General features: G+C 62.3%; 26 protein-coding genes. 13 read left to right on the forward strand and 13 right to left on the reverse strand.

What is annotated here, in order from left to right; translation table 11 throughout:
• Positions 1-443: 443 nt before the first annotated feature.
• Complete coding sequence (srmL, locus tag PMI29_RS0130425; protein WP_443216466.1) at positions 444-1,712, reverse strand: PheS-related mystery ligase SrmL; 1,269 nt, start codon at positions 1,710-1,712, stop codon at positions 444-446.
• Positions 1,713-1,916: 204 nt separating this feature from the next.
• Here srmL and PMI29_RS05045 point away from each other — a divergent pair, with 204 nt between their 5' ends.
• The 3 genes from PMI29_RS05045 to PMI29_RS05035 are packed head-to-tail and all read left to right on the forward strand — an operon-like array spanning position 1,917 to position 5,529.
• Positions 1,917-3,230 (forward strand): amino acid permease, encoded by a 1,314-nt coding sequence (locus PMI29_RS05045; RefSeq protein ID WP_008002561.1) that lies wholly within the window; start codon positions 1,917-1,919, stop codon positions 3,228-3,230.
• Positions 3,223-4,503, forward strand: a complete 1,281-nt coding sequence (locus PMI29_RS05040) for an aspartate aminotransferase family protein (RefSeq protein WP_008002563.1) — start codon at positions 3,223-3,225, stop codon at positions 4,501-4,503. The genes PMI29_RS05045 and PMI29_RS05040 overlap by 8 nt, the downstream gene beginning before the upstream one ends.
• A 9-nt stretch (positions 4,504-4,512) precedes the next feature.
• The gene (locus PMI29_RS05035; RefSeq protein WP_008002565.1) at positions 4,513-5,529 is read left to right on the forward strand and encodes a phosphotransferase enzyme family protein; all 1,017 of its coding nucleotides are present in this window, start codon (positions 4,513-4,515) and stop codon (positions 5,527-5,529) included.
• Between the two features lie 179 nt (positions 5,530-5,708).
• Here the strand turns inward: PMI29_RS05035 and PMI29_RS05030 are convergent, their stop codons facing one another.
• A complete protein-coding gene (locus PMI29_RS05030; protein ID WP_008002567.1) occupies positions 5,709-6,011 on the reverse strand; it encodes a DUF6124 family protein in 303 nt (100 codons plus the stop codon).
• A 472-nt stretch (positions 6,012-6,483) separates the two neighbouring features.
• On the reverse strand, positions 6,484-6,996 hold the full coding sequence (hpaC, locus tag PMI29_RS05025) for a 4-hydroxyphenylacetate 3-monooxygenase, reductase component (protein WP_008002569.1): 513 nt from the start codon (positions 6,994-6,996) through the stop codon (positions 6,484-6,486).
• Between the two features lie 260 nt (positions 6,997-7,256).
• On the opposite strand from hpaC, the gene PMI29_RS05020 reads away from it, so the two are divergent.
• The gene (locus tag PMI29_RS05020) at positions 7,257-7,886 is read left to right on the forward strand and encodes a response regulator transcription factor (protein ID WP_008002571.1); all 630 of its coding nucleotides are present in this window, start codon (positions 7,257-7,259) and stop codon (positions 7,884-7,886) included.
• Positions 7,887-8,040: 154 nt separating this feature from the next.
• Here the strand turns inward: PMI29_RS05020 and feaR are convergent, their stop codons facing one another.
• The 9 genes from feaR to PMI29_RS04975 form a co-directional block, all read right to left on the reverse strand.
• Positions 8,041-8,961 (reverse strand): transcriptional regulator FeaR, encoded by a 921-nt coding sequence (gene feaR / locus PMI29_RS05015; protein WP_008002573.1) that lies wholly within the window; start codon positions 8,959-8,961, stop codon positions 8,041-8,043.
• 152 nt (positions 8,962-9,113) lie between these two features.
• Positions 9,114-10,064, reverse strand: a complete 951-nt coding sequence (locus tag PMI29_RS05010; RefSeq protein WP_008002577.1) for a PDR/VanB family oxidoreductase — start codon at positions 10,062-10,064, stop codon at positions 9,114-9,116.
• Positions 10,065-10,224: 160 nt separating this feature from the next.
• Complete coding sequence (locus PMI29_RS05005; protein WP_008002579.1) at positions 10,225-10,965, reverse strand: SDR family NAD(P)-dependent oxidoreductase; 741 nt, start codon at positions 10,963-10,965, stop codon at positions 10,225-10,227.
• Between the two features lie 10 nt (positions 10,966-10,975).
• Positions 10,976-11,476, reverse strand: a complete 501-nt coding sequence (locus PMI29_RS05000) for an aromatic-ring-hydroxylating dioxygenase subunit beta (protein ID WP_008002582.1) — start codon at positions 11,474-11,476, stop codon at positions 10,976-10,978.
• Positions 11,473-12,756 carry an aromatic ring-hydroxylating oxygenase subunit alpha gene (locus tag PMI29_RS04995; RefSeq protein ID WP_008002584.1) on the reverse strand — a complete coding sequence of 428 codons (1,284 nt, stop codon included), beginning with the start codon at positions 12,754-12,756 and terminating at the stop codon, positions 11,473-11,475. The genes PMI29_RS05000 and PMI29_RS04995 overlap by 4 nt, the downstream gene beginning before the upstream one ends.
• A 23-nt stretch (positions 12,757-12,779) precedes the next feature.
• The gene (locus PMI29_RS04990; RefSeq protein ID WP_008002586.1) at positions 12,780-13,904 is read right to left on the reverse strand and encodes an amidase; all 1,125 of its coding nucleotides are present in this window, start codon (positions 13,902-13,904) and stop codon (positions 12,780-12,782) included.
• Complete coding sequence (locus tag PMI29_RS04985) at positions 13,901-14,386, reverse strand: nuclear transport factor 2 family protein (RefSeq protein ID WP_008002588.1); 486 nt, start codon at positions 14,384-14,386, stop codon at positions 13,901-13,903. Before PMI29_RS04985 ends, PMI29_RS04990 begins: the two co-directional genes overlap by 4 nt.
• Before the next feature lie 3 nt (positions 14,387-14,389).
• Positions 14,390-14,761 (reverse strand): hypothetical protein, encoded by a 372-nt coding sequence (locus PMI29_RS04980; protein WP_008002590.1) that lies wholly within the window; start codon positions 14,759-14,761, stop codon positions 14,390-14,392.
• A gap of 31 nt (positions 14,762-14,792) precedes the next feature.
• Positions 14,793-15,962, reverse strand: a complete 1,170-nt coding sequence (locus PMI29_RS04975) for an acyl-CoA dehydrogenase family protein (RefSeq protein WP_008002592.1) — start codon at positions 15,960-15,962, stop codon at positions 14,793-14,795.
• 334 nt (positions 15,963-16,296) lie between these two features.
• Between PMI29_RS04975 and PMI29_RS04970 the strand changes: the two genes are divergently transcribed.
• The 8 genes from PMI29_RS04970 (at position 16,297) to PMI29_RS04935 (ending at position 22,714) form a co-directional block, all read left to right on the forward strand.
• Positions 16,297-17,778, forward strand: coding sequence for a PAS domain-containing sensor histidine kinase (locus PMI29_RS04970; protein ID WP_008002593.1), 1,482 nt, complete (start codon positions 16,297-16,299; stop codon positions 17,776-17,778).
• A 351-nt stretch (positions 17,779-18,129) separates the two neighbouring features.
• Positions 18,130-19,278 (forward strand): amine dehydrogenase large subunit, encoded by a 1,149-nt coding sequence (locus PMI29_RS04965; protein WP_008002595.1) that lies wholly within the window; start codon positions 18,130-18,132, stop codon positions 19,276-19,278.
• An 11-nt stretch (positions 19,279-19,289) separates the two neighbouring features.
• On the forward strand, positions 19,290-19,829 hold the full coding sequence (locus PMI29_RS04960) for a MauE/DoxX family redox-associated membrane protein (protein WP_008002597.1): 540 nt from the start codon (positions 19,290-19,292) through the stop codon (positions 19,827-19,829).
• Positions 19,830-19,834: 5 nt separating this feature from the next.
• Positions 19,835-20,449, forward strand: coding sequence for a methylamine dehydrogenase accessory protein MauD (gene mauD / locus PMI29_RS04955; RefSeq protein WP_008002599.1), 615 nt, complete (start codon positions 19,835-19,837; stop codon positions 20,447-20,449).
• Positions 20,450-20,467: 18 nt separating this feature from the next.
• Positions 20,468-20,989, forward strand: a complete 522-nt coding sequence (locus PMI29_RS04950; RefSeq protein WP_007978110.1) for a methylamine dehydrogenase light chain — start codon at positions 20,468-20,470, stop codon at positions 20,987-20,989.
• 223 nt (positions 20,990-21,212) lie between these two features.
• Positions 21,213-21,764: a hypothetical protein gene (locus PMI29_RS04945; RefSeq protein ID WP_008002602.1), complete on the forward strand. Its 552-nt coding sequence runs from the start codon at positions 21,213-21,215 to the stop codon at positions 21,762-21,764.
• A 51-nt stretch (positions 21,765-21,815) separates the two neighbouring features.
• Entirely contained in the window at positions 21,816-22,028 is a 213-nt protein-coding gene (locus PMI29_RS04940; protein ID WP_008002604.1) for a DUF4287 domain-containing protein, read from the forward strand.
• A 14-nt stretch (positions 22,029-22,042) separates the two neighbouring features.
• Positions 22,043-22,714 (forward strand): class I SAM-dependent methyltransferase, encoded by a 672-nt coding sequence (locus PMI29_RS04935; RefSeq protein ID WP_008002606.1) that lies wholly within the window; start codon positions 22,043-22,045, stop codon positions 22,712-22,714.
• Between the two features lie 184 nt (positions 22,715-22,898).
• On the opposite strand, the gene metE is transcribed toward PMI29_RS04935, so the two are convergent.
• On the reverse strand, positions 22,899-25,187 hold the full coding sequence (metE, locus tag PMI29_RS04930) for a 5-methyltetrahydropteroyltriglutamate--homocysteine S-methyltransferase (protein ID WP_008002608.1): 2,289 nt from the start codon (positions 25,185-25,187) through the stop codon (positions 22,899-22,901).
• A gap of 128 nt (positions 25,188-25,315) precedes the next feature.
• Between metE and PMI29_RS04925 the strand changes: the two genes are divergently transcribed.
• Positions 25,316-25,564: a hypothetical protein gene (locus PMI29_RS04925; RefSeq protein ID WP_008002609.1), complete on the forward strand. Its 249-nt coding sequence runs from the start codon at positions 25,316-25,318 to the stop codon at positions 25,562-25,564.
• The last annotated feature ends 8 nt before the right edge of the window (positions 25,565-25,572 follow it).

Raw genomic sequence — 25,572 nt, forward strand, 5'->3', positions numbered from 1 at the left:
CACATCCAACATCATCGTTGACTGACACTCCGCCATCGCGGGCAAGCCCGCTCCCACATTGATTTATGGTGTACGCAAATTTTGCACTCACCACAGAACTCTGTGGGAGCGGCGGTGCGGCGCTCCGACTTGCTCGCGATGAGGCCAGCACATCCAACATCATCGTTGACTGACACTCCGCCATCGCGGGCAAGCCCGCTCCCACATTTGAATCTCTGCCATACATAAATCTTGAGTCCACCAGAGATCCTTGTGGGAGCGGGCTTGCCCGCGATGAGGCCAGCACATCCAACATCATCGTTGACTGACACTCCGCCATCGCGAGCAAGCTCGCTCCCACATTTGAATCTCTGCCATACACAAATCTTGTGTTCACCAGAGATCCTTGTGGGAGCGGGCTTGCTCGCGAAGAGGCCAGCACATCCAACATCAATGTCGACTAACTAAACATTGGGAAGATCCATCCTGTAACCCGCACCCGGCGCTCCTTCATGCAGCGCCACTTGAATGTTCGAATACAGGGCATTCGCCTCAGCAGTGGTGATTGATCTCGAACAATCACGCAGTACAACCCGGAGCAGCACATTCTCCTGACCCGGTAGTAATCCGAGGCGATCGATGGCCTGCGAAGGCAGTTCCGTGAACGCCCAACGCCCTTTGATTTGCATTTCCTCGATCCAGTCTGAACAATCACCAGCTGCCTGCAACATCCTTTCAGTCAACACCTCCTCGCTTAGCCCCGGCGTTACCGCCAACGAAATATCACGCGTAATCGAAGGCAACCGAGAGACGGCACTCCACGGATTCAGATCGTGCATCTGTGCCTGTACTCGTTCGTTCTGATCGCGCAGCAAACGAATATCAGGGATACCTTTTCGCAGCATTGTCAGGCGATCCAACCCCATTCCCAGCGCCAGTCCTCCATGACGCAAAGGATCGATCTTCAGTCGCTCCAACAACGATTTGGCAATTCGACCGCACTCCAGAACCTCTACCGGGACACCGTCATTCAACAGATTTACTTCGATCCCGCCCTCAGTGTAGTGATGCGGACTATCACTGTAGATCCAAGGCATATCAGGCACGGCAGAATTGAGGATATCGCCGACCAGGCAAAGCAGATTCTCATGCGTCGACAAATCAGGATCACCGAGCACCCAGATATCCATCTGATGTGGCTCCGCACAATGCCAACGGTCCCGGCTGTCGCGCCGAAAAGTGATACCAGGCGCCGCCAATAATATTGACTGTCCTGGCTGACGTAGCTTGGCCGCTCGCTGAAGCGCAGACGGAATTTGGCTAGTGGTTTGCGTCCGTAAGAGAGCCCCCTCGTCAACCCATCGAGTGTGTGCACTCCCAAGCGTAATCTCAGATGGGTCATAACCAAGCAATCCGTAGTTTTCTTCAGCGGAGACAATCCTCGGGCCCGTCTGCACTTGCGCTTGTGGCCAGCCCTGGTTCGCCAGCCCCTGAAGAACCTCCTTCAGCAATAACCTAATGGCGTGATCGGGTACTGCGGGTTCTGTTAGATCAGCCAGCAAAAGGGCTTGTTTGAGCCCTATGTCCGTAATGGTTCGCTTTGAAGACATCTCCATACTTTTTCTGCCCTGAATTCCGGATACACAGAACCGGCACAGTACACAGACATGGACAGGTATAGCCGCAGCACCAGAAAAATCAGATCGGACTGACAGCCTTGTCTTACCCCGCATACGGAGCGCAAAAGTCCCACCCAAAACTGGCACCCACAACCAACGACATGGCACACACGCACACCTGCCCCGCCACACCCCCGGCGTAGTATCGAAGCCGACCTCTGGGGCACAACCCGCTCCAAAGTGCCCTGCAATGCAACGCTGAACCCCTCCATTTCTCACTAAAACAATAAATCGGCCTTCGGGTCGCGGGAGATTTCTGTGCTCAAGAAAAGTGCGCTGGGCTGGCCAAAGATTGCCGGCCTCGGAATTGCGTTGGTGGTGGCCGGGCAGTTTTCCGGCTGGAACTTCGGGCTGGCGGCCGGTGGCTGGCTGAACATGCTGATCGCCACGTTGCTGATGGCGCTGCTCTGTGGCGGCCTGGCCTTGTGCGTGGCGGAACTGTCCACGGCGTTGCCCAGCGCTGGCGGCGTGTTCGTGTATGCGCAAAGTGCGTTCGGGCCGTTCGTGGGTTATCTGGTCGGCGTCGCCTGTGCCTTGGCGCTGACCATCGGCACCGGGGCGGCAGCGACGTTCATTTGCGCCTATACCGAATCGATTTTCGGCCTCGGTGGCTGGCCGGTGAAGATCGCCCTGTTCGCGGTGATCATCGGCATCCACATGCGCGGCGTCGGTGAGGCCATGGGCCTGACCTTTATCGCCGGCGTCATCGCCGTGGTCGCCCTGCTCACCTTTGGTGTGGCCATGGCGCCCCATGTCGAACTGGCTAACTTGCTGAAACTGCCCGCCAACGTCACCACCCCCGTGAGCCTCGGCGGCATCTTCGCCTGCGTACCGTTCGCGATCTGGTTGTTCATCACTGTCGAGCAAACCGGTTCGGCAGCCGAAGAAGCGCACAACCCCGGTCGTACCATGCCGCGGGGCATTCTGGCGGCGATCGGCACCTTGCTGGTGACGGCGCTGGTGGTGCTGGTCTGCGCACCCGGTGCCGGTGGCGTCGAGCTGGTCGGTTCGGCAGGTGATCCGCTGTACGCCGCGATGTCCAGCAGCAGCGCCTTCGGTGACGGCTCGTGGCTAGCCAAGGTGATTGGCTGCGGCGCGGTGTTCGGCCTGATCGCTACCTTCTTTTCACTGATGTTCGCCGCGTCCCGGCAGTTGTTCGCCATGGCCCGCGACGGCCTGTTCCCGCAATGGCTGGGCAAGACCGGCAAACGCGGCACGCCCTGGCCGGCGCTGTTGCTGATCGGCGCCATCGGCCTGCCGCTGTCCGAAGTGGACCCGGCCACGGTGATGCTCGCGGTCGTGCTGCTGCTCAACGTTGGCTACCTGTTCATCTTCGCCGCGTACCTGCGCATCAAAACCAGCCAGCCTGACCTGCCACGGCCCTTCACCTTGTTCGGCGGCAAACTGGTTGCCTGGCTGGGCCTGGCCCTGACGCTGGTGGTGATCGCCGCCTGCTTCCAGCTCGACCTGCTGATGCTGATCGCCCTCGCCGTGACCTTCAGCCTGTGTATTTTCAACTACCTGCTGCGCAATCGTCGCACCACCGCCCTCGAGGTTCCGGACCATGCCTGAAGACACTCTGCTGCAACGCCGCCATCGCGTACTGGGCAGCGCCTCGCCGCTGTTCTACGACAAGCCCTTGCACCTGGTGCGTGGCGAAGGCGTCTGGTTGTTCGACGTCGACGGTCGTCGCTACCTCGACGTCTACAACAACGTGCCCTGCGTCGGTCACTGCAACCCTCACGTGACCGAGGCCATGCACCGCCAGGCCACCACGCTGAACATCCACACCCGCTACCTCGACGAGCAAGTGGTGCGCTACGCCGAACGCCTGACCGCGACGTTCGGCGAGTCGCTGGACACCGCGATGTTCACCTGCACCGGCAGCGAGGCCAATGAACTGGCGCTGCGTCTGGCACGCTTTGCCAGTGGCGGCACCGGCATCATCGTCAGTGACTACAACTACCACGGCAACTCGGCGTCGCTGGCGCAAGTCACCACCGCCCTGCCCTCGCCGGAACCCTTTGCCGCCCATGCCCGCGCCGTGCCGATTCCGTGCCTGTACCGGGCACCGGCCGGCACCACCGAGGCGCAACTGGCCGAGCAATACGCGGCCAACATCGCCGCCGCGATTGCCTCGATGCAGGCCCAGGGCATTCGCCCGGCCGCGTTGCTGATCGACACCCTGTTCGCCAACGAAGGCCTGCCACGGGTGCCGGCCAGCTTCGTCAACAAGGCCGCTGCGTTGATCCGCGCCGCCGGCGGTTTGTTCATCGCCGACGAAGTGCAGTCCGGCTTCGGCCGTACCGGTGACCACCTGTGGGGGCATCAGGCCCACGGCGTAGTGCCGGACATCGTCACCCTCGGCAAACCCATGGGTAACGGCTATCCACTGGCCGGCTTGATCACCCACAAGGCCCTGGTCGAATCCTTCGGGCGCCATGCGATGTACTTCAACACCTTCGGTGGCTCGCCCGTGGCGGCAGCGGTCGGCATGGCGGTGCTGGACGTGATCGCGCAACAGCAACTGCTGAAAAACGCGCAAGACGTCGGCGCTTACGTGCAACAACGCCTGCAAGCGCTGGCCGCAAGGCACTCGATCATCGGCGACGTGCGCGGCAAGGGCCTGTTCTTCGCCATGGAACTGGTACGCGACCACGCCAGCAAGGAACCGGCCGGGTTGGAAGCACGCAAGGTGGTCAACGACATGCGCGAGAACGGCGTGCTGATCAGCAAGATCGGCGCCGGCGACAACATTCTGAAGCTACGGCCGCCGCTGGTGTTCGGCCGCGATCACGCCGACCTGTTTGTCGACACCCTGGACCACGCCCTGAGCGCGATTTGAGGCCCTGCCATGACTGAATTCCACACCCTGCCACACGACCAGCAAGTGGCCCGCCTGCACGAACTGGCGCGCCATGCCCTGCAACAGTGGGACGGCGAGTTCGCCGACATCGAACTGGTGAAGTTTCGCGAGAACGCGGTGTTCTCCGCCCACCGCCACGATGGTCAGCGGGTCGCCTTGCGCATCCACCGCAATGGCTATCACTGCGAAGCCGCGCTGCGCTCCGAGCTGCAATGGATGGAGGCACTGGCCGGCGCCGGCATCACCGTGCCGCAAATCATCCGTGCGCAGAATCAAAGCCACCTGATCGAAGTCACCCATCAAGCCATCGGCGAGCCGCGCCACATCGACATGCTCGCCTGGCTGCCGGGCGCCACCGCCGGCACCTCGGAGAACGGTGTGCAGGCCGATACCGAAATCGACTTTCTGTTCCGTGAGGCCGGCGCGATTGCCGCGCGCATTCACTTGCATTCGGCGCACTGGCAGCAGCCGGACGAGTTTGTCCGGCATGCCTGGGATGAAGAAGGCCTGATCGGCGCCAACCCGTTCTGGGGGCGCTTCTGGGAGCTGGAACAACTCAGCGATGAGCAGCGGGACCTGCTGCAACAGGCCAAGCGCACGGCGCGCAAGGACTTGCGTGAGTACGGTCGGCACCTGGGCAACTTCGGCATGATCCACGCCGACCTGGTGCCCGAGAACCTGCTGATCGAAGGCCCGCGCTTGCGCCTGATCGACTTCGACGATGCCGGGTTTGGCTGGCACATGTTCGAGTTGGCTACCGCGCTGTACTTCTGCCTGGATGACCCGCGCTACGAGCAGATCAAGGCCGCGCTGCTCGACGGCTACCACGCGGTCAAGCCGCTGACCGAGGCGGATCGCAAGACCCTGGCGCTGTTCCTGATGCTGCGTGGCACCACGTACCTGGGCTGGATTCACACCCGCCAGGGCACGCCGACAGCGATTGAAATGGCGCCGATGCTGATTGAGCGGGCTTGTTTGTTGGCTCGGGAATATTTGCAGGTCTGATCCACCGCTATCGCGGGCAAGCCCGCTCCCACAGGGATCTTCAGTGAACACAAGAAGTGAGTACGCCAAAAATCCACTGTGGGAGCGGGCTTGCCCGCGAAGAGGCCAGCACAGCCAACATCCTTGCCGACTGATACTCCGCCTTCGCGGGCAAGCCCGCTCCCACAGGGTCAGCGGCGTTAGGCAGATTCCGGTGAATCCAGCCTGTCCAGCGCCCGATTCACCGCCAACTCCCCCAGCATGATCACTTGCGCGATGCCCAGCAGGGTGTTGCGGTGCGTGCCTTCCAGGAAGCCTGCCAGGTCATTGGCCATGACACTCGCCGAGGCCAGCGATTCGCAGGCGTGGGCCAGCAGGGTTTCGGTGTCGATTTGCGGGTTGATGGTGAACATCGAGGAGGGTTTGTGCGGGGTGGCCATGATGTGCAGAGCCGGGTTTGGGCATGAATCGTTGTCTGGTGGATCAGGCGTAACCTTGAACATGACTTTCATTTCCGTTGTGATGCAGCCACGCCGTCGCTGCTAAACGAGGGGTGGCGGCTGTACGCAGGTTAGCAGACCGGGGAAATGAAGAAAGCCGGCGCGCCCGAGGGCGCCCTGCGCACAGCTGCCATCAAATGCAGGAATGGAATACCTGCCTGACGGATACTCGTACGACCTTCAAATACCACGGGCTGCTAAACCCGATCACTGGAAATCAGTGACGCGAATCAAGTTACCGATGGACCTCAAGGCGCACAAGCCGGCGGATTCTGGCGTAGCTGTAGGCAATGCCGCAAGGTCTTGTAGCTTGCAGGAAGTTACTCCTACAGCCGTTAAACAAGCATTCCAAACTGGCACCGCCATCGCGAGCGAGCTCGCTCCCACAGGGACTTTCAGCGAACGCAACATCTGTGTTCGACTCAAATCCACTGTGGGATCGAGCTTGCTCGCGATTGAACGATAACGCGGTCTATCAGCAATGCGCCCCGGCATGCTCAAGGCGATGAAACAACCGGTTGAAATACACCAGGCTGTCGCGCGGTTCGCGCACGCCAACCTTCGTCAGCTCCACAAACATCACCGAGTGCGATCCCACTTCCTTGCACTCGCTGATGCGCCCTTCCAACTGCACCAGGGCATCGCGCAGCACCGGCACGTCGGCCGCGCCGTCGTCCCACAGGTCCCAGGCGAAGCGCTCGGCCATCGGCACCTGGGTCATGCCGGCGAAGTGCCGGGCCAGTTCTTCCTGCTCGCCACACAGCACGTTGACGCACAGGTGGCCGTTGGTGCGGAACACGTCGTGGGTGGCGCTGTTGCGGTTGACGCACACCAGTACGGTGGGCGGCGAGTCGGTCACCGAGCACACGGCGCTGGCGGTGATGCCGCAGCGCCCGCCGGGGCCGTTGGTGGTGATGATGTTCACCGCCGCAGGCAGCTGCGCCATGGCGTTGCGAAAGTCGATTTGCTGCTGGCTCAGGTCGGCCATGTCGATGCCCCTTCCTTCAGGAGGACCGCCATCTTGCGGCCCGTAGGTGATGGAACAAGACTAAGGCTGCGGGCGCGGCACAACCATTCTGACGATCCCCATGGCGGGGTTGGGTTTCCGCTAGTCGACTAGGTGGTTTCTTTATCGCAAGGGCCGGCCACAGTGGGTATTCTGCTTACTGGCTCCAGAAAGACGAGCCGATGCGTGCCGCGCGTTCGCGTGCGAAAACAATAATTAGAACACTTTCGTGGCAGCCCCCGATGGAAACTCGCAAACCGATTGTTTATATCGTTGACGACGACAAGGACCTGCGCACTTCGCTGGCCTGGTTGCTGGAGTCGGTCAGCGTGCAGGCGCAGTGCTTTGCCGGCGCCGAAGAGTTCCTCAGCCAGTACGACCCCAGTCAGCCCGCCTGCCTGGTGCTCGACGTGCGCATGCCGGAGACCAGCGGTTTCCAGTTGCAGGAAATTCTCAACCAGCGTGGCAGTACCTTGCCGACCATCTTCGTCTCGGCCCATGGTGACATTCCGATGTCGGTCACGGCGATGAAGAACGGCGCGCTGGACTTCGTCGAGAAACCCTACAACCCGCAACAGATGATCGACCGCATCCAGGCCGCGCTGAAGACCGCCGTACACGCCCAGGCCGATCAGCAACAGCGTCAGAACCTGCAGGGCAAACTGGCGTTGCTGACCAGCCGTGAACGGGAAGTGTTGATGCTGGTGATCGATGGCAAGGCCAGCAAGGTGATCGCGCGGGAGCTGAACATCAGCGTGAAGACCGTTGACGTGCACCGCACCAAGATCAAGGAAAAGATGGGCGTGACCAGCATCGCCATGCTGGTGCGCGAGGTGCTGCATTTGCCGGTGGATGAGCCGGTGCGGCATTGAGCATTTTGTATTCGCCGTCGGGCCTCATCGCGAGCAAGCTCGCTCCCACATTTTTCGATCCCGGCCGTACACAGATCTTGTGTTCACCGCAGATCCACTGTGGGAGCGGGCTTGCCCGCGATGAGGCCAGTACATTCAACATTGATGGTGGGTGTCAGGTGTGGCTATAGCGCTTGCGATAAGCACCCGGTGACACGCCGAAGCGCGATTTGAAGGCCGACGAGAAGTAGCTCGAATCCGAGAAGCCCCACGCATAACACAGCGCCGACAGCTTCTGCTCGACATCGGCGCGGCGCAGGTTTTCGGCGCAGAAGTCCAGGCGACGATGCTTGATGTACTGCGCCACCACCAGCCCGCGCTTGGAGAACATCCGGTACAGGCCGCGCACGGAAATCCCGACTTCACGGGCGATCAACTCGGGGCACAGTTCCTCGTCGCTCAGATGTGCGTCGATGAAGGCGATGATCTTGCGGAACTGCCGCTCATGGGGATCGGCAGCGCTGTCACGGGCACTGATACCCGGCAACAACAAACTGGCCAGGGCATCGAGCACGGCCTCGCTTTCCTGCATGTCCAGCCCTTCCTGCTGGCGAGTCTCCAGCACCAGCCTGTTGGCCATCGCCGCCAGGGGGTTGCTGGCCGCGATGCGCGTAGCGCAGTTGACGGCATTGAAGTGTGAACCACGTTCCACGACCTGACGCGGAAGAATCAGCGACAGCTGTCGGCAATCGTCGTGGTAGGTCATGTCGCTCGGACGGCTGGCGTCGATCAGCGCGATGTCGCCACAACCCAGTTGCGCGCGGTTGTCGTCCTGCTCCAGCTGTGAACTGCCACGCATCTGGAACACTGCGTAGTAGTGGCCGTCGCTGCTGGTGCTGACGTCCTTGCTGGTGCGATACAAATGCACGTGCGCCATGTCGACCACACTGAGGTTGATCGCACCGCTGCGGAATTCCGCCAGTTCGCCGTAGAAATCAGTGTCCAGCGCCCGCGCGTCGAAACGCCCACAGGCCTGGTTCACCTGGCTCAACCAACTTTCGAACGCCTCGTTGCGCACCGTCGATGCTGTAATCATGTCCGCAAAGCCTCACGTTTTTGTTGTTATTTTTCGACCGCTTCATCGAGCGATTCGTCAAAACCGTTGTTTCTCTGGCCATCGCCTCCCTCGACGGCCGCCGGGAGCCCATTCAACAGGCTCCGGCGCATGCTTTCCAGCCTTCCCGAGGCTTAAATGTCCAATACCAGACGAGCGGAAAGCGCCCGTGACACACAGGCGCAGATCTGCTTGTTGGACGCCTTTTCCTTGTTCGACAGGCAGTTGTCGCGGTGCTCCGGTACACCGTCCAGCACCTCGACGATGCAGGTGCCGCAAATGCCTTCGCGGCATTCGGTGTCGATGTCGCAACCGTGGGCCTGCAGCACGTCGACCAGACTGGCGTCGGCCGGCACGTGCAGCACCACGCCGGAACTGGCCAGTTCCACTTCGAACGTGCCGGTCGGGGCGCTGTTGGCCGCCGGGTCCGCCGCGAAGTGTTCGAGGTGAATGGCCTCATCCGGGCGACTGCGCGAAGCCACTTCCACCACTGTGTTCATGAAGGGTGCCGGGCCGCAGGTGTAGACGTGGGCGGCGCTGCCGGCACGCTCCAGGCATTCACTCAACGCTGCGTCGAGATCCGCGGGTTCCACACCGTAGTGAAATTCCACAGATTCAGCAAAATTCGTCGCCAACAGCTCGGTAAACGCGGCGTACTGCGCCGAACGGGCGAAATAATGCAGGCGATACGGCTGGCCACTTTCCGCCAGTTTGTAGGCCATGCTCAGTAGCGGCGTGACACCGATACCGGCGGCGAACAACAGGTGTTCACAGGCACTTTCATCGAGACGGAACAGGTTGCGCGGCGCGCCCATTTCCAGCTCCATGCCCTCCTCGACCTGCTCGTGCAACGCCAGCGAACCGCCGCGCGACTGCGCTTCTTTCTTCACCGCCACCAGGTACGCACGGCGATCCTGCGGCGGGCTGCACAGCGAATACTGGCGGGTCACCCCGGTCGGCCCGGTCAGGTCGACGTGGGCACCCGGTTCATAGGTGTCGAGCGGCTGGCCGTCACTGCGCACGAGGCGAAAGGAGCGGATATCCAGCGCTTCGTCGACGATCCTTTCGATCTTCACCTTCATCATTGCATCACCTGAATACACTTGGTTGGGTTTAACACTACGGCCAGGTCCAGACCTTGTAGGAGCGAGCTTGCTCGCGATGGACTTTCAGTTACATCGGTGTCGACTGACACACCATCGCGAGCAAGCTCGCTCCTACAAGGATCATTTTCCGGCCATGAAGTCAGCGCATGAACAAGCCGCCGTTGATGTCCCAGCACGCGCCCGTTACGGAGGCGGCGTTGTCGGCGATCAACAGCAACACACTGTCGGCGATGTACGACGGGTCGCCGAGGGTGCCGGCCGGGATCATTTTCAGGATCTGCTCCAGACGCTCCGGCGCCACGGTTTCGCGCACCACCGGCAAGTCCAGAGGACCCGGCGAGATGCTGTTGACCGTCACCCCTTGCGGCGCCAGTTCACGGGCGAAAACCTTGGTCAGGGTCGCCACGCCGCCCTTGGCCGCCGCGTAGTGCGCGCCGGTGGCGGTGCCGCCGTTCTGCCCGGCAAGCGACGCGATGTTGACGATGCGCCCGAAGCCACGCTCGGCAAAGTGCGCGCCGAACACCTGGCAAGCCACGAAGGTGCCGCGCAGGTTGATCGCCATCGACTCGTCGAACTCTTCTGGCGTGATGTCCATCAGCGCCGCGACTTTCGACACGCCGGCGTTGTTCACCAGAATATCGGTGCCGCCCCACTGCTCAGTGAGCAGATCGCGAGCACACTGGAAGTCGGCTTTGCTGCGCACATCCAGCTCGATGGCCATGGCGCTGGCGCCGCTGCCATCGAGTTGTAAAGCCAGTTGCTGCACGCCGTCGAGGCGCACATCCGCCAGGGCGACGCGATAACCTGCCGCGTGCAGACGGCGGGCGATGCTCTCGCCAAGCCCGCGCGAGGCACCCGTTACGAGGGCTACTCGACTCATGTTGGTGCCCTCACAAAAGGAAGCCGAGCGCGCTCAGGCTGTCGGTGGAGTTGATCAGGCGCACCACCTTGCGTTCCAGGGTCGGCACGCCGTCGGTGAAGCGGATGCGGTGGTTCAGGTCGGCCACGAATGGCGTGTGCACGCCGCGCTTGTAGGCGTACAGCAACTGCGCGGAATTCACTTCGACGATGTCACCGGCCGCTTCCACCAGACGGAAACGCGAGACGGTGCGAATGGTTTTCGCCGCGTCCACCGCCGACGGCGAGAAGCCGGCGCTCAGGCGCTCGATGCGCAGGGCACGCATGCGCGCATCGTCGTAGGCGTAGTTGAGGGCCGCTTCGAAATCTTCGGTGTCCGGGTCGATCGGCACGATGTACTTGCCGCTGTCGCTCCACAGGGTCGCCCATTCGGCGTAGTTCTTGTGGTCGAGCAGTTCGGCTTCGCGCCAGATGAATTCGATGGCCTGGGCCAGGGGACCTGCAAAACCGTTCAGGGTGTCGTGATTGCTCATTGGCTCATCATCCTTTTCCACATGTCGTAGGCACCGCGCATGCCGCCTTCGTCGGTGGCGTGGCTGACCTTGTCGCCGTTTTCAGCGGTGATTTCGCGGTTCAGGCCGCGGTTGACCAGGATCGGCGCGTCGACGCCGGCATACGAGCCGCGCTGTACGCGGTCCCAGGCTTCGGCATCGTCAGGGCTGCCGAAACCGAACGGGCCCTGGAAGTGTTCGTGGATGCGCATGCGTTCGCGGTTGGCGATTTCCGGGCCGCCGTCCATGCCGAGAGCCACGTGACGGATCTCGGTTTCGGTGACCGACACCGGACGCAGCACGCGGAAGAACGACATCGACATCGCCACGTTGGGGAACAGATTCAGGTTGAAACCGGCGCCGTGCAGCGAACGCACGATGCGACGCACCTGATCGGCCGGCAGGGTTTTCGACAGTTCGTCAGTGACGTGGGCGAAGCGCTCCTGCAACTGTTCGGTGCCGTCGTCGTGATCCAGGTCGACGTGCTCCGGCACCATCACCATCACGCTGTGGCCGTTGCCCAGGGAGTGGGTCACGGCTTGTTCGTCGGTCATGAACGAGAGCATTTCCGAAGTTTCTTCATCCACCGACGACATGAACGACTTGTGCACGATCGGGAAGTGATAACCGTCGGTGGTGTTTTCCAGCTGGATCTTCCAGTTGCCCTTGAAGCTGAACTTGTGTTCACCCTGGGTCTTGATCGGGTAGCCGGCGCCCTGCTTCATGAACAGGTCCATCCAGTGTTTGGCGCCGCCAAGGAAGTCTTCCAGCGGTTCGATCTCGTCGTTGTAGCTGGCGAAGACCATGCCGGCGTAGCTTTCGACGCGCAGGCTGGTCAGCGGCAGTTCGGACTTTTCCAGGATGCCTTCGTAACCGTCCGGATACGGCAGCGCCCGCAACTTGCCGTCCAGGCCATAGGACCAGCTGTGGTACGGGCAGGTGAAACCGGTGGCGTTGCCCTTGTGCTTCTCGCACACGGTGGCGCCACGGTGCCGGCAACGGTTTTCCAGCACGTTGATGGTGTTCTTCTTGTCGCGCACGACGATCACCGGGCGACGGCCGATGGTGGCGGTCTTGAAGTCGCCGCTGTTACGCACCTCGCTTTCGTGGGCCACCCACACCCAGGTGCGGTAGAAAATCTTTTCCAGCTCGGCTTCGAACAGCGCCGGGTCGTTGTACAGCGAGACGTCGACGCGGTCGTGACTGACCAGGTCTTCGGGGCTTTTCGACGTGGCGATCAGCCGGTATTCATGAGTGCTCATGCGGTTCTCCTCATGGCTTCTTTTCAGATTTGGGTTGTAGAGGCTTGAAGTTGCGCACCAAAGGCGCAGACCAGCTCGTCCTGACCTTTGCGGCCGACGATTTGCAGGCCGACTTTCAATCCGCCGCAATCGAGTTCCACCGGCACCGTCAGCGCCGGGTGGCCGCTGAGGTTGAAAGGCCGCACCAACGGGGTCATGCCGGCCACCGCCTTGCTGCCGGCGCGGGCTTCGCTGAGGGTCGGCGGCAGGCTTGGCAGGGTCGGCAGCAACAGCACGGCGAACTCTTCCAGCGCCGCATCGACCTGTTGCGTGAAGCGCCTGCGCACGGCCTCTGCCTCTGCGAGCTCTTCACGAGTAGTACGGCTGGCCGCCAACAGGCGTGTCTCGACGTCGGCGCCGATCAGGCCCTTGCCGGTCAGGTGGCCGAACGCCGCCCAGTTTTCAAAATTGATCACGGTCAGGCCGGCGGCGAACGCCGCTTCGAATTCGCTCAGGCGCAGGTGGCTGCGACGCCATCCGGCGCGGTCGGCAGCGGCACCGAGACTGGCTTGCAGGTGCGCGTCACAGGCCACGTCGAGGAAGCCGACTTTCGCGCCGTCTGCGGGCAATCCCTGCACCTCAAAGCCTGGGCAAATCACCTGCATGGCGGCGATCAGATCGTCCATGGACCTGGCGAACGGCCCGACGCAATCGAGGCTGGACTCCAGCGGATGCGCACCGATACGGCTGACACGGCCATAGGTCGGCTTGAGCCCGGCGATACCGCAGCACGCCGCCGGCACCCGCACCGAACCTCCGGTGTCGGTGCCGATGGCGATGTCTGCCAGGCCGGCGGCGACAGCCGAGGCCGAGCCGCTGGAGGAACCGCCCGGCACCCGGTCCGGCGCCTGCGGGTTCACCGGTGTGCCGGTCCAGTCATTGATGCCGGTGACGCCGAAGGCCAGTTCATGCAGGTTGGTCTTGCCGACGATCTGCCAGCCGGCGTCGAGGATCGCGTCGACCACTTCGGCGTTTTTCGTTGCAGCGGGTGCATCGGCGAAGGCACGACTGCCCGAGCGGGTCGGGTGGCCGGCGATGTCGATGGAGTCCTTGATGGCGACGCGCTTGCCGTTGCCACCGAGGAGGAATTCGCTGATGAAAGTACTCATGTGCCCGCTCCCAAGGTGAAGAGCTCCGTGTTGAACAGCCGTTGCGTGCGGAAATGGGCGATCAGCCAGGTGCCGTCGACGCAGCGGAAATCGATGTTCAGGCGCGTGCCGAACAGCTCGCTGCGGCCATCGGCGTAGGTGGAAATCTGCTGCATGATCCACTGCCCTTGCGCCGTGCTGCCGTCGACGCTGATCGACTCGCTGGTGAGGTAATGCAGGTTCAGGCAAAAGTGCTCGGACGGCGGCAAATAGCTGCCGACAAAAGCTGCCACGGCATCACGCCCACGGTGCTGGCCGAAGGTCTGCGCGGTCTGGCTGCCGACGCCTTCCCAGGTCGCATCGATGCAGAACAGCTCAGCCAATTCGCTGACATGGGTAAGCGCCCTCGGCACATCGCACAGGTCCATGTAGCGCGCCATCAGGCGGCGCACCGCGCTTTCCCCTTCGAGCGTCTGAAGACGCTGCAGCAAGGCCTCATTCATGGCTTACACCCTGGCCGCGTCAGGGATGGTCAGCGGGCGACCGATGCGCGCTTCGACCCTGGCGTAGCGCCACAGGCTGTACTCGCCGACCGGCGTGGTGCGGAACAGGTTGCAGGCGTCGATCACCGACTGGTGGCAGTCGACGTCGGCCATGATGTACACGGTCCAGGGCGAGGTGGTGGACGGGCCGACCATCAAGCGGTCGTCGTCCATGGCACCAAGCACGGTGATGCCGGGCATGGCGCCGAGGGAGCCCATCATCTGGCTGAAGCCCTTCCACACGCTCAAGCCTTCGCCGGTGGGCAGGTCGAAAAAGTTCTGGGTGATGCCGATGCAGAAGACGACGCGCAACGGTTCCTGGGTAGCTTGGGACATGGTGTTGATCCTTGAAAAAAGTAATGAAAAATCAGATGTAGCCCGGGAACGGCGGCACACCGAGGAACACCGAGCCGGCGCCGTCGTACAGCCCTTCGCTGAGGAAGGCGTGCTGGGTCACCACCATCGAGTCGCGCAGGTAGCGTTGCAGCGGATGACGCAGGTAAATGGCGGTGGTCCCGGCCAGGCTGTAGGCGCTCTGCACCACCTCGGCCCCCGCCTGGGAGACATGGATCGCCGACAGGCGCAACAGGCTGGTCTGCTCCGGCGTGACCGGGTTGCCGGCCAGGATCGAGTTCCACACCTGTTCGGTGGCGTTGTAGAAGAACCCTCGCGCGGCCATCAGCTTGGCTTCGGCCTTGGCGATCTCAATGCGCACGTAAGCGCGGTCGGCCATTTTCGGTGCACCGGTAATGCCGCCGGCGCCGGCCATGCGGCTGATTTCGTCCAGCGCTGCACGGGCCAGGCCGAGGTTGACCACGGCCAGCACTTGCGCGGCGTAGGCGATCGACGGGTAGCGGAACAGCGGTTCGTCGATGGTTGCGGCACCGCCACGGATGAAGGTCCAGCGGTCCTCGACGAATTTGTCGGTGACGCGCAGGTCATGGCTGCCGGTGCCCTTGAGGCCGACCACATCCCAGTTCTCGACAATCTCGACCTGGCTGGCCGGGAATACCGCCGTGCGCGGTTTGCCGCCCGCCGTACTTGCACCGATACCGACACCCAGCAGGTCCGCGCCTTTGCTGCCGCTGGCGAACTTCCAGGTGCCGTTGACCTGCCAGCCGCCTTCCACCGCTTCGGCTGGCTGCAGCGGGAACAACCCGCCGGCGAACACCAGGTCAGGGCTTTCGGCGTAGATTTCAGCCAGGGTTTCCGGCGGCAAGGCCGCCAGATAGACACCGGCGCTGCCGAAGCTGGCGACCCAGCCCGCCGAGCCGTCGGCTTCGGAGATGCGTTCGATCATGTGCAGGAACAGCGCCGGCGCCAGGGCGTCGCCGCCGTAGCATTTCGGCGTGGCGGCGCGATAGATGCCCAACTGCTTGAAGCGCTCGATCATGTCCCGAGGCACGTGGGAGCCGGCGTCGAATTCTTCGCGGCGTTGGCGAACCTCATCCAGCACCTGCTCAAATAGCTGACTCTTGACCATTGGCACGACCGGGCCGGACACAGGGTCTTGTTGCGCGACAGCTGAACGCAGCATGGGCTAGTTCTCCGTTTTGATTATTGTTAGTGGGCTCCACCGCTGTCTGTAGGAGCGAGCTTGCTCGCGATGGTCGTCAACGATGACGCTGGAAACCTGGCACCCCGTGGCGCTCTCAGGTTCATCGCGAGCGAGCTCGCTCCTACAAGGGGCGGGTCGTTGCCCTTGCATTGGGGTCCAGTGTAAAAACCGCATCCGGCCGCAACTATTGGGGCGTGCAGCCTCCTCGCTAAAGAAAACCCCTAGACCCACGCCGGTTACCTCTGAGCGCATCGCGCTGTGCGAGCAGGTATAAAACGCCATACTGCAAATCTCTGCCGCCAGGGGCCGTGCGATGTACCTGCCAAAACCGAACGACTTTTTTGCCCTGATCGAAGCCATGCCGCTGTGCATCATTCTTCATGACGCGCACACCAAGGAGATTCTCTGGGCCAACGCCGCTGCCCTGGCGGCGCTGGGCTTTACCCTGGAGGAACTGACGCCGCTCAAGGCCCCGGACATGACCCGCGATGCGCCGAAGTACCGACGTTCGGTAGGCTTGCGCTGGCTCGAAGGCGCCGCGCGCACCGGGCAGCGCGCCATCGAGTGGTGCTATCGCTCCAAGCAAGGGGTGGAGATTCTTTCCGAGGCGGTGGCGACCCTGGTGCACCTGGACGGTCGCGATGTGCTGATGGTGCAGTTCCGCGACATCTCCAAAGAGGACAAGGTCAAGCGCGACCTCAAGCGTTTCGAAAGCCGACTCAAGGCTTTCATGCAGGACCTGGCCGAAGGCGTGGCGGTGCTCGGCCCCGAGGGCGACATCCGCTTTATCAGCGACTCCGGCGCGCACCTGCTCAACAGCGAAGTGCACAAGCTGATGGGCAAGAACTTCCTGGCCTGGTGCGACGACGCATCCGGCCAGCGCCTGCTGCAACAACTTGCCCATGAAACGCCGGAGCACGCGCCGTTCAACGTGCATTACAAGGTGCAGCGCCGGGATGGCGAGTGGCGTTGGCATGACGCAACCTGCCGCTACATCGAAATTGAAGATGATCTGGTCGGCCATCTGCTGCTGTTCCGCGATGTCACCGAGCAGGTCCAGGCCGAGGAAGCGCGGCGGGTCAGCGAGCAGAAGCTCGAGTACCTGGCGCGCTACAACGCCATGGGCGAAATGGCCGTGGCCATCGCCCACGAACTGAGCCAACCCTTGGCCGCCACCCGCAATTTCATTGAAGGCACGATGATTCGCCTGGGCAACGCGGGGGAAACCGATCAGGGCATCGCCTGGGGTTTGCAAAACGCAGTGCGGCAAATCGAGCATGCCTCGGTGATCATCAAGAGCGTGCGCGACTACGTGGTCAAGCTGGAGCAATCGCAAGAGCGGGTCGACCTTAATGAGCTGCTGCGCGAAACCCGCTACTTCATCAGCCTGCGCGCCGACCCGAGCCTGGTGCGCGTGGAAATCATCGCCTCGCCCGAACCGCTGATGGTGAGTTGCGAGAAGGTGCTGATCGGCCAGGTGATCCTCAACCTGGCCTTCAACGCCATCGAAGAAATGGCCGACCTGCCCGCCGAACGGCGCGTGTTGCGTATCCATGCCAGCCGCGACAACGAGGTGGCGCTGGTGCGCATCGAAGACTGTGGTCGTGGCATTCAGGCTCAGGCGCAAGAGAAGCTGTTCGACGGATTTTTCTCCTCCAAGGTCAGCGGCAACGGCATTGGCCTGGCGCTGTGCAAGAACATCATCGGCCGCCACCGGGGCGATATCTGGGCGCAAAACCTGACGCCGTGCGGCGCTGTTTTCAGCTTTTCCCTTCCCCTCGTCATTCCCGCCTGAAATACACCACTACTGTGGCCTGACAGACACAAACCCTGTGGCCTTACACAAACCCTGTGGCGAGGGGGCTTGCCCCCGTTCGGTTGCGCAGCAGCCGCAAACCTACCGGCACGGTGTAACTGGAAAATGCTGGGGCCGCTTCGCGCCCCAACGGGGGCAAGCCCCCTCGCCACAATGATTTCACTGGCAATTTCAGCGCGCATGAAGAGGGTTTCATGACACTGGCACAGACACACAAACACTTGGCAGGCAGGGCAATTCTCCTGATCGCGGGGCACGGCAGAATCAAAGGGTAAAAATCTGCCAAAGCACCCGCGATCCGCGTTACCAACAATTCAGGAAGTTCCCCTTATGCGAACAAACAGGATCTCCGTACAGTCAGCGCTTGGCCTGAGCCTGCTTGTACTCGGTTTGAACAGTGCCCGCGCGGACCTGCCCGCCGGTACGATTGGCCAGACCGTTCTGGCGTTTCCACCCGAAGCTCACCGCGCGTTTGTCATCGACGTCGAGTTCGACAGTTTCGTCGCTGGCCGCGTGACCGTGGTCGACCCGGACCAGAAGCGCATCCTCGGCATGGTGCCGACCGGTTTTGCCGCGCCGTCGACCCTCAGCCATGACAAGAAGACCCTCTACAGTGCGGACATCTGGTATTCGCGCGGCACCCGCGGTACCCGTACCGATGTGCTGACCGCGTGGGACAGCTCGACCCTGTCGCCGGCCTGGGAAGTGCTGATCCCGAACAAGCGCGCCGAATCGCTGACCCAGCGTTATGCGCTCAAGCCGAGTGGCGACGACAAGTTCGTCTATGTCTACAACTTCACCCCGTCGACCTCGGTCACTGTGGTCGATACCCAGGCCAAGGCCGTTGCCACCGAAATCGCCATTCCCGGTTGCGTGCTCAACTACCCGATCGGCAACCGCCGCTTCGCCTCGCTGTGCGGCGACGGCAGCCTGCAAGTGGTGACCCTCAACGATCAGGGCCAGGAAACCGCACGCAGCCGCACGCCGTTCTTTGATCCGAACGCGGAAAAACTGGTAGAGCGCGCGGTCAACGTCGGCGACACCTACTACTTCACCACCACGACCGGCACCGTGCGTCCGGTGGATTTCGCAGGTAGCGCGCCGAAGATCCTGCCGTCCTGGTCGCTGGTTACCGACGAAGAAAAGAAGGCCGGTTGGGCACCGGGTGGCTGGCAGTTGATAGCCGTGGCACCGAAGCTGGACCGCCTGTATGTGCTGATGCACGACGCCCACGAAGCCATGAAGTGGGAAGACCCGAGCCCGCTGATCTGGGCGTTCGATCTCAAGACCCACAAGAAAGTAGCGACCCTGGAAGCCCCGGTTCCGGTGTGGAGCATGCAGGCCACCGGTGACGACAAGCCGCTGTTGCTCGGTGCCGATGTGGAAGGCGGTTTGCAGATTTTCGATCTGAAGACCAACAAGCTTGCCGGCAGCATGCCGAAAGTCGCGAAGACCGCGACTCAGGTCCTGAGCTACTAAGAGGTTCGGCCATGCACACAGATCCGATCTTCATCATTGCCAGCGCCATCGCCATCGCGGTGTTGCTGGCCAGCGCCGCGACCCACAAATTGCGCGCGCCGGCCCGCTTCGCCCGGCAACTGGCGGACTACCAACTGCTGCCCCCGGCGCTGGTGCGCCCGACGGCACGGCTGATGCCGCTGCTGGAACTGGCCATCGCCTTTGCCCTGCTGGTGCCGGTCAGCCGTGGTTACGCCGCGGTGAGCGCCGCCAGCCTGTTGGCGCTGTACGCCGCCGCCATCGGCATCAACCTGTGGCGCGGTCGCGCGGACATCGACTGCGGTTGCGCCGGTCCCGACCAGGCACAACCGCTGCGCCCGGTCCTGCTGGCGCGCAACAGCGCACTGGTGCTGCTTGCGCTGGTGGCCAGCGTGGCGCCGGTCGCCCGCGACCTCAACCTGTTCGATGGCTTCGTGACCCTGGCCGCCGCCGCGGTCGCATTGCTCATCTACGCCGCGGCCGATGGCTTGCTGGCGAATTCCCCTCTTCTGCTCAAATTGATTGGTAGGTAATCGAAATGGAAGGCTTGATTGTTTCCAACGTTCTGCTCTGGGTGCTGCTGGTGGCCGTGGCGTTTGTCGTCATGGGCCTGGTGCGGCAGATTGGCGTGCTGCACGGGCGTCTGGCCCCGGCCGGCGCGCTGATGGTCGACAAAGGCGTGGCGGTCAATGAACCCGCACCACAAATCACTGCCAGCGATCGTCACGGTCGCCCGGTGAACTTCGGTTATGCCGGCGAAAAATCGCAATTGCTGTTCTTCCTCTCGCCGACCTGCCCGATCTGCAAGTCGTTGCTGCCGGCGATCAAATCCATCGCCAAGGAGCAAGCCGGCAGTCTGGACGTGGTGTTCGTCAGCGATGGCGACATGGACGCCCAGCAAGCGCTGATCCGTGAACACAAACTCGAAGACGCCACCTACGTGGTCGGCCCGGAAGTGGGCATGACCTACCAGATCGGCAAGCTGCCGTACGCCGCGCTGATCGACAAGGCCGGCACCCTGCGCGCCAAAGGCCTGGTCAACTCCCGCGAGCACCTGGACAGCCTGTTCGAAGTCGAGCACCTCAAGCACGCCACGTTGCAGCAGTACCTCAATGCCCAACCCCACACCCACGACCACGGCCATAGCCACTGATTAGGCAGGGAGACCTTTATGAAACTGCTGGATCTGTTGTTCGAGCGCTCTACCCGCCGTGTGGCCGACACCACTTCGCGCCGCAAATTGCTGTCGCGCATGGGCTCGCTGATGGTGGCCGGTGCCGCCCTGCCCTTGCTGCTGCCGCTGGACCGTACCAGCAAGGCCCTGGCCGCGGAGCCGGCGCAGGCTGGCGACCCGGGTGATCCGAACAGCTGCGACTACTGGCGCTACTGCTCCATCGACGGCTTTCTGTGCAGCTGCTGCGGCGGATCGGTGACCTCCTGCCCGCCAGGCACCGAAGCCTCGCAAGTGACCTGGATCGGCACCTGCCGCAACCCGGCCGATGGCAAGGACTACATCATTTCGTACAACGATTGCTGCGGTAAGCAAAGCTGCGCCCAGTGCGCCTGTACCCGTAACGACAGTGAAGAACCGGCTTACCGCCCGTTCAACAACAACGATGTGAACTGGTGCCTGGCCGCCAAATCGCACATCTACCACTGCACTGTTTCGGTGATCCGCGGCGTCGCCGTCTAAACGCGCGCTTTCCGCCGGTTGCTCGGGCAATCGGCGGTTTTTTTCTGTGGCTGCTTTTGTTTTTTTACTGCTTTGTGTGTGTACCTGTAGGAGCGAGCTTGCTCGCGAAGAACTCAAGGGCGACGCGTTAAACCAGATAGCCCGCGTTATCGTTGACGCCCTTCGCGAGCAAGCTCGCTCCTACATACAGGTGCCAAACCGGTCATCAGCGGAGGTCTGTTTTATGCGTAGGTTGATATTGCTCGGACTCGTCTGCGCCCTGAGCGCCCCGCTCGCGTTCGCCCGGGCTATTCCCGACCCGGCGCAGAGCCATGCGCCGGGCAACGAAGAGCTTCAAAAACCGATTGCCCAGGCCGGGTACGGCGTAGGCGTTAACTATCAGCTGCAATGCGCCGGTTGCCACCTGGGCGACGGCACGGGGTCCGCCGCCAACGACACGCCACGGATGAAAGGCTTTGTCGGCAACTTCCTGAAGGTACCGGGCGGCCGCGAATTCCTCGTGCGGGTGCCGGGCATGTCGCAGTCGGCGCTGAACAACGCGCAACTGGCGGACTTGCTCAACTGGCTGATGCGTAAAGACGGCATGGCGGGCGAAAGCCTGCCGGCCGACTATCAGCCTTACACCGCCGAAGAAGTCACGGCGCTGCGTGCCCAGACCATGCTCAACCTGCCCGGCACCCGCAGCGAGTTGATCAAGGCCATGCGCGCCCAGGGCATCGCTATCGATGACGGGATGACCGCTGGAACGATGGACTCGCCGACGGCAAATCAGTAACGTAACCGGTGCTGCTTTCGAACCCACAAAAGCAAAAAGGGAGTTTGCATCGTGACCGAAGAGACAAAACCCAAAGGACCGGCTTCGTACTTCCCGTCAATCGAGAAGAAGTATGGGCAGCCGATCAGCCATTGGCTGGACCTGCTTAAAACCCTCAGCGACAAGAAACACATGGAAATGGTGGCCTGGCTCAAAACCGAACACGGCATGGGGCATGGCCACGCCAACGCGTTGGTTGCCTATCATTTGGCAACTGCCACCTAGCGCCGGACAACGCCATGCCCGCCCCCGAATCCACCCTCCTCGACAGCTGGCACCACAATGCCCGGGCCTGGATCGACGCCATCCGCACGGGCGCCATCGAAAGCCGTCTGAAGGTCACCGACCAGGCCATCCTGCTGGCGGTGCTGGGTCGCCAGCCCGAGCGGGTGCTCGACCTGGGCTGCGGCGAAGGCTGGCTGTTACGTGCGCTGACGGACCGGGCCATCGAGGCGGTCGGGGTGGATGGCGATGCGACGCTGGTGGAAGCGGCGCGGGCGGCGGGCGCTGCACCGGTGCATCTGGCGAGCTATGAACAGTTGGCAGAGGCAGCCGTCGACATCGGCCGCGACTACAACCTGATCTGCGCCAACTTCGCCCTGCTGCATCAGGACATCATCCCTCTGCTCACCGCCATGAACGCCCTGCTCGCTCCTGGCGGCGCGCTGGTGATTCAGACGCTGCATCCGTGGGCCGCTGCGGCGGGCGACTATCAGGATGGCTGGCGGGAAGAGACCTTTGACGGGTTCAAGGGCCAGTGGCAGCCCATGCCGTGGTACTTCCGTACCCTGTCCAGTTGGCTCAACGCGCTGGACATGGCGGGTTTTGTACTGGCCGGCTTGCAGGAACCGCAGCACCCGCAAAGCCCTGTGCCGCAGTCGTTGCTGTTGGTGGCCGAGCCACGGCTGTAGGAGCGCGGCACAGCCAACATCATCAGCGATTGATCTACCGCCTTCGCGGGCAAGCCCGCTCCCACAGGTTTTGTGAACACTGAAGAACCTTGTGGGAGCGGGCTTGCCCGCGAAGGCGTCGGTACAGCCAACATAGAAGCTGGAGCACTGTGAAGTACTCCGGTGCGCTCATGCTGCTAACGCCTCAGGCCCATTCTTTACGCAACTGACGCGCAGCGTTGACCATGTGCACCAGCGCCGCTTCGGTTTCCGGCCAGCCACGGGTCTTCAGGCCGCAGTCCGGGTTGACCCACAGGCGGTCGGCGGGGATGCGCTTGGCTGCTTTGCGCAGCAGGTTGGCCATTTCCGAGGAGTCCGGCACGCGTGGCGAGTGGATGTCGTACACGCCAGGGCCGATTTCGTTCGGGTAGGCGAAGGCTTCGAACGCGTCCAGCAGTTCCATGTCCGAGCGCGAGGTTTCGATGGTGATCACGTCGGCATCCATGGCGGCAATGGACTCGATCACGTCGTTGAACTCGCTGTAGCACATGTGGGTGTGGATCTGGGTTTCGTCGCGCACACCGGACGCACACAGGCGGAACACTTCGGTCGCCCAGTCCAGGTAGTGCTGCCACTGCGCCTGACGCAACGGCAAGCCTTCGCGGAACGCGGCTTCGTCGATCTGCACGATCTGGATGCCGGCGGCTTCCAGGTCCACGACCTCATCGCGAATCGCCAGGGCCAGTTGACGAGCCTGCACTTCACGGCTGACATCTTCACGGGGGAACGACCACATCAGCATGGTCACGGGCCCGGTCAGCATGCCCTTCATCACTTTGTCGGTGAGGCCTTGGGCGTAGCGGATCCACTCGACGGTCATGGCTTTCGGACGACTCAGGTCGCCGAAGATCACCGCTGGTTTCACGCAGCGCGAACCGTAGCTCTGAACCCAGCCGAAACGGGTGAACATGTAGCCGTCGAGCTGCTCGGCGAAGTACTCGACCATGTCGTTACGCTCGGCTTCACCGTGCACCAGCACGTCCAGGCCCAGGTGTTCCTGCACTTGCACGGCGTGACGAATCTCGCTGTGCATCGCCTCGGTGTATTCGGCTTCGGTCAGCTTGCCTTGCTTGAACGACTGGCGCGCCAGGCGAATCGACGCGGTTTGCGGGAACGAACCGATGGTGGTGGTCGGGAACAGTGGCAGGTTCAAGCCAGCGCGCTGTTTCTCGATACGCTGGGCAAACAGCGACTGACGCTGACTGTCCTGGGCGGTGATCGCCGCAACCCGTGCCTGCACGGCTGGCTTGTGAATGCGAGGCGAAGCAGCACGGCTAGCCTGCACGGCGCGGCTTTGAGTCAGCGCTGCAAGCACTTTCGGCGCTTCCGGCGCGTTGACCGCCTGGGCCAACACTGCCACTTCCTCACACTTCTGCACGGCAAACGCCAGCCAGCTTTTCAGTTCGGCATCGAGCTTGTCTTCACGACCCAGGTCGACCGGGCTGTGCAGCAGCGAGCAGGATGGCGCGACCCACAGGCGATCACCCAGACGCTCGTGAGCGTATTGCAGGGTGGCCAAGGCATTTTCCAGGTCGCAGCGCCAGACGTTACGGCCGTTGACCACACCCAGCGACAGAACCTTGTAGGCCGGCAGGCGGTCGAGAATGGTCGGGAACTGCTCAGGTGCACGGACCAGGTCGATGTGCAAACCGTCCACCGGCAGATTGGCGGCCAGGCCCAGATTCTCTTCCAGACCGCCGAAGTAAGTGGCGACCAGCTTCTTCAGCGGATCGCGCTGAATCAGGTTGTAGGCGCGTTCGAAGGCATTTTTCCATTCTTGCGGCAGATCGAGCACCAGGATCGGCTCGTCGATTTGCACCCACTCAACGCCTTGTGCGGCGAGACGCTGGAAGATCTGGCCGTACAGCGGCAGCAGGCGTTCGAGCAGTTCGAGCTTGTCGAACCCGGCGCCCTTGGCCTTGCCCAGCCACAAGTAGGTCAGCGGGCCGATGATGACGGGCTTGACGTTGTGACCCAACGCGCGGGCTTCTTCGACTTCTTCGAACAGTTGATCCCAGCCGAGCTGGAACTGCTGGTCGGCACTGAACTCAGGGACGAGGTAGTGATAGTTGGTGTCGAACCACTTGGTCATTTCCTGGGCGTGCGCGCCGCCGCAGCAGCTGTCGCTGACACCGCGAGCCATGCCGAACAGGGTTTGCAGGCTGGCCTTGCCATCGTGCGGGCGGAAACGCTCCGGGATCACACCGAACATCAACGAGTGGGTCAGGACCTGGTCGTACCAGGCAAAGTCGCCGACTGGCAGCAGTTCGATGCCGGCCTTTTTCTGCAAGTCCCAGTGGGTCTTGCGCAGGTCACGGCCAACGGCACGCAGACCGGCTTCGTCCAGCTCGCCTTTCCAGAACGCCTCTTGGGCCTTTTTCAGTTCGCGGTCGCGGCCAATGCGCGGAAATCCAAGGGAATGGGCAACAGCCATGTCAAATAACTCCAATGCGTTTGATGGGAGCCATTGTCGACAGTTGCCCACGAGTGAGACAAACTCATTTTATTATTGATGATCACAAGTTCTTCTCATGATCGAAGGCGCTGCGCAACCGGCGCTGGATGGACACCTGGCTCAACGCGCGCCCCCCCGATGTTCAACCTGCACCTGAAAAAACCACCGGCGTGACCGAACCATGGCGTGTGCGTAAACCGGGCGTCGATGGCATCATCACTCGCTACGAAGGTTTCGATGCCCGCCCCCCTCTGATCGGCCAAGGAATAGTCCCGATGCGTATCAAAACACTGCTGGTCTGTGCCATGGCGTTCTACCCGGACGCCACAGCGCAGGCCGCCGGGATCAACCCATGACGGCCATT

Source organism: Pseudomonas sp. GM49 (assembly GCF_000282355.1).
Lineage (GTDB): Bacteria > Pseudomonadota > Gammaproteobacteria > Pseudomonadales > Pseudomonadaceae > Aquipseudomonas.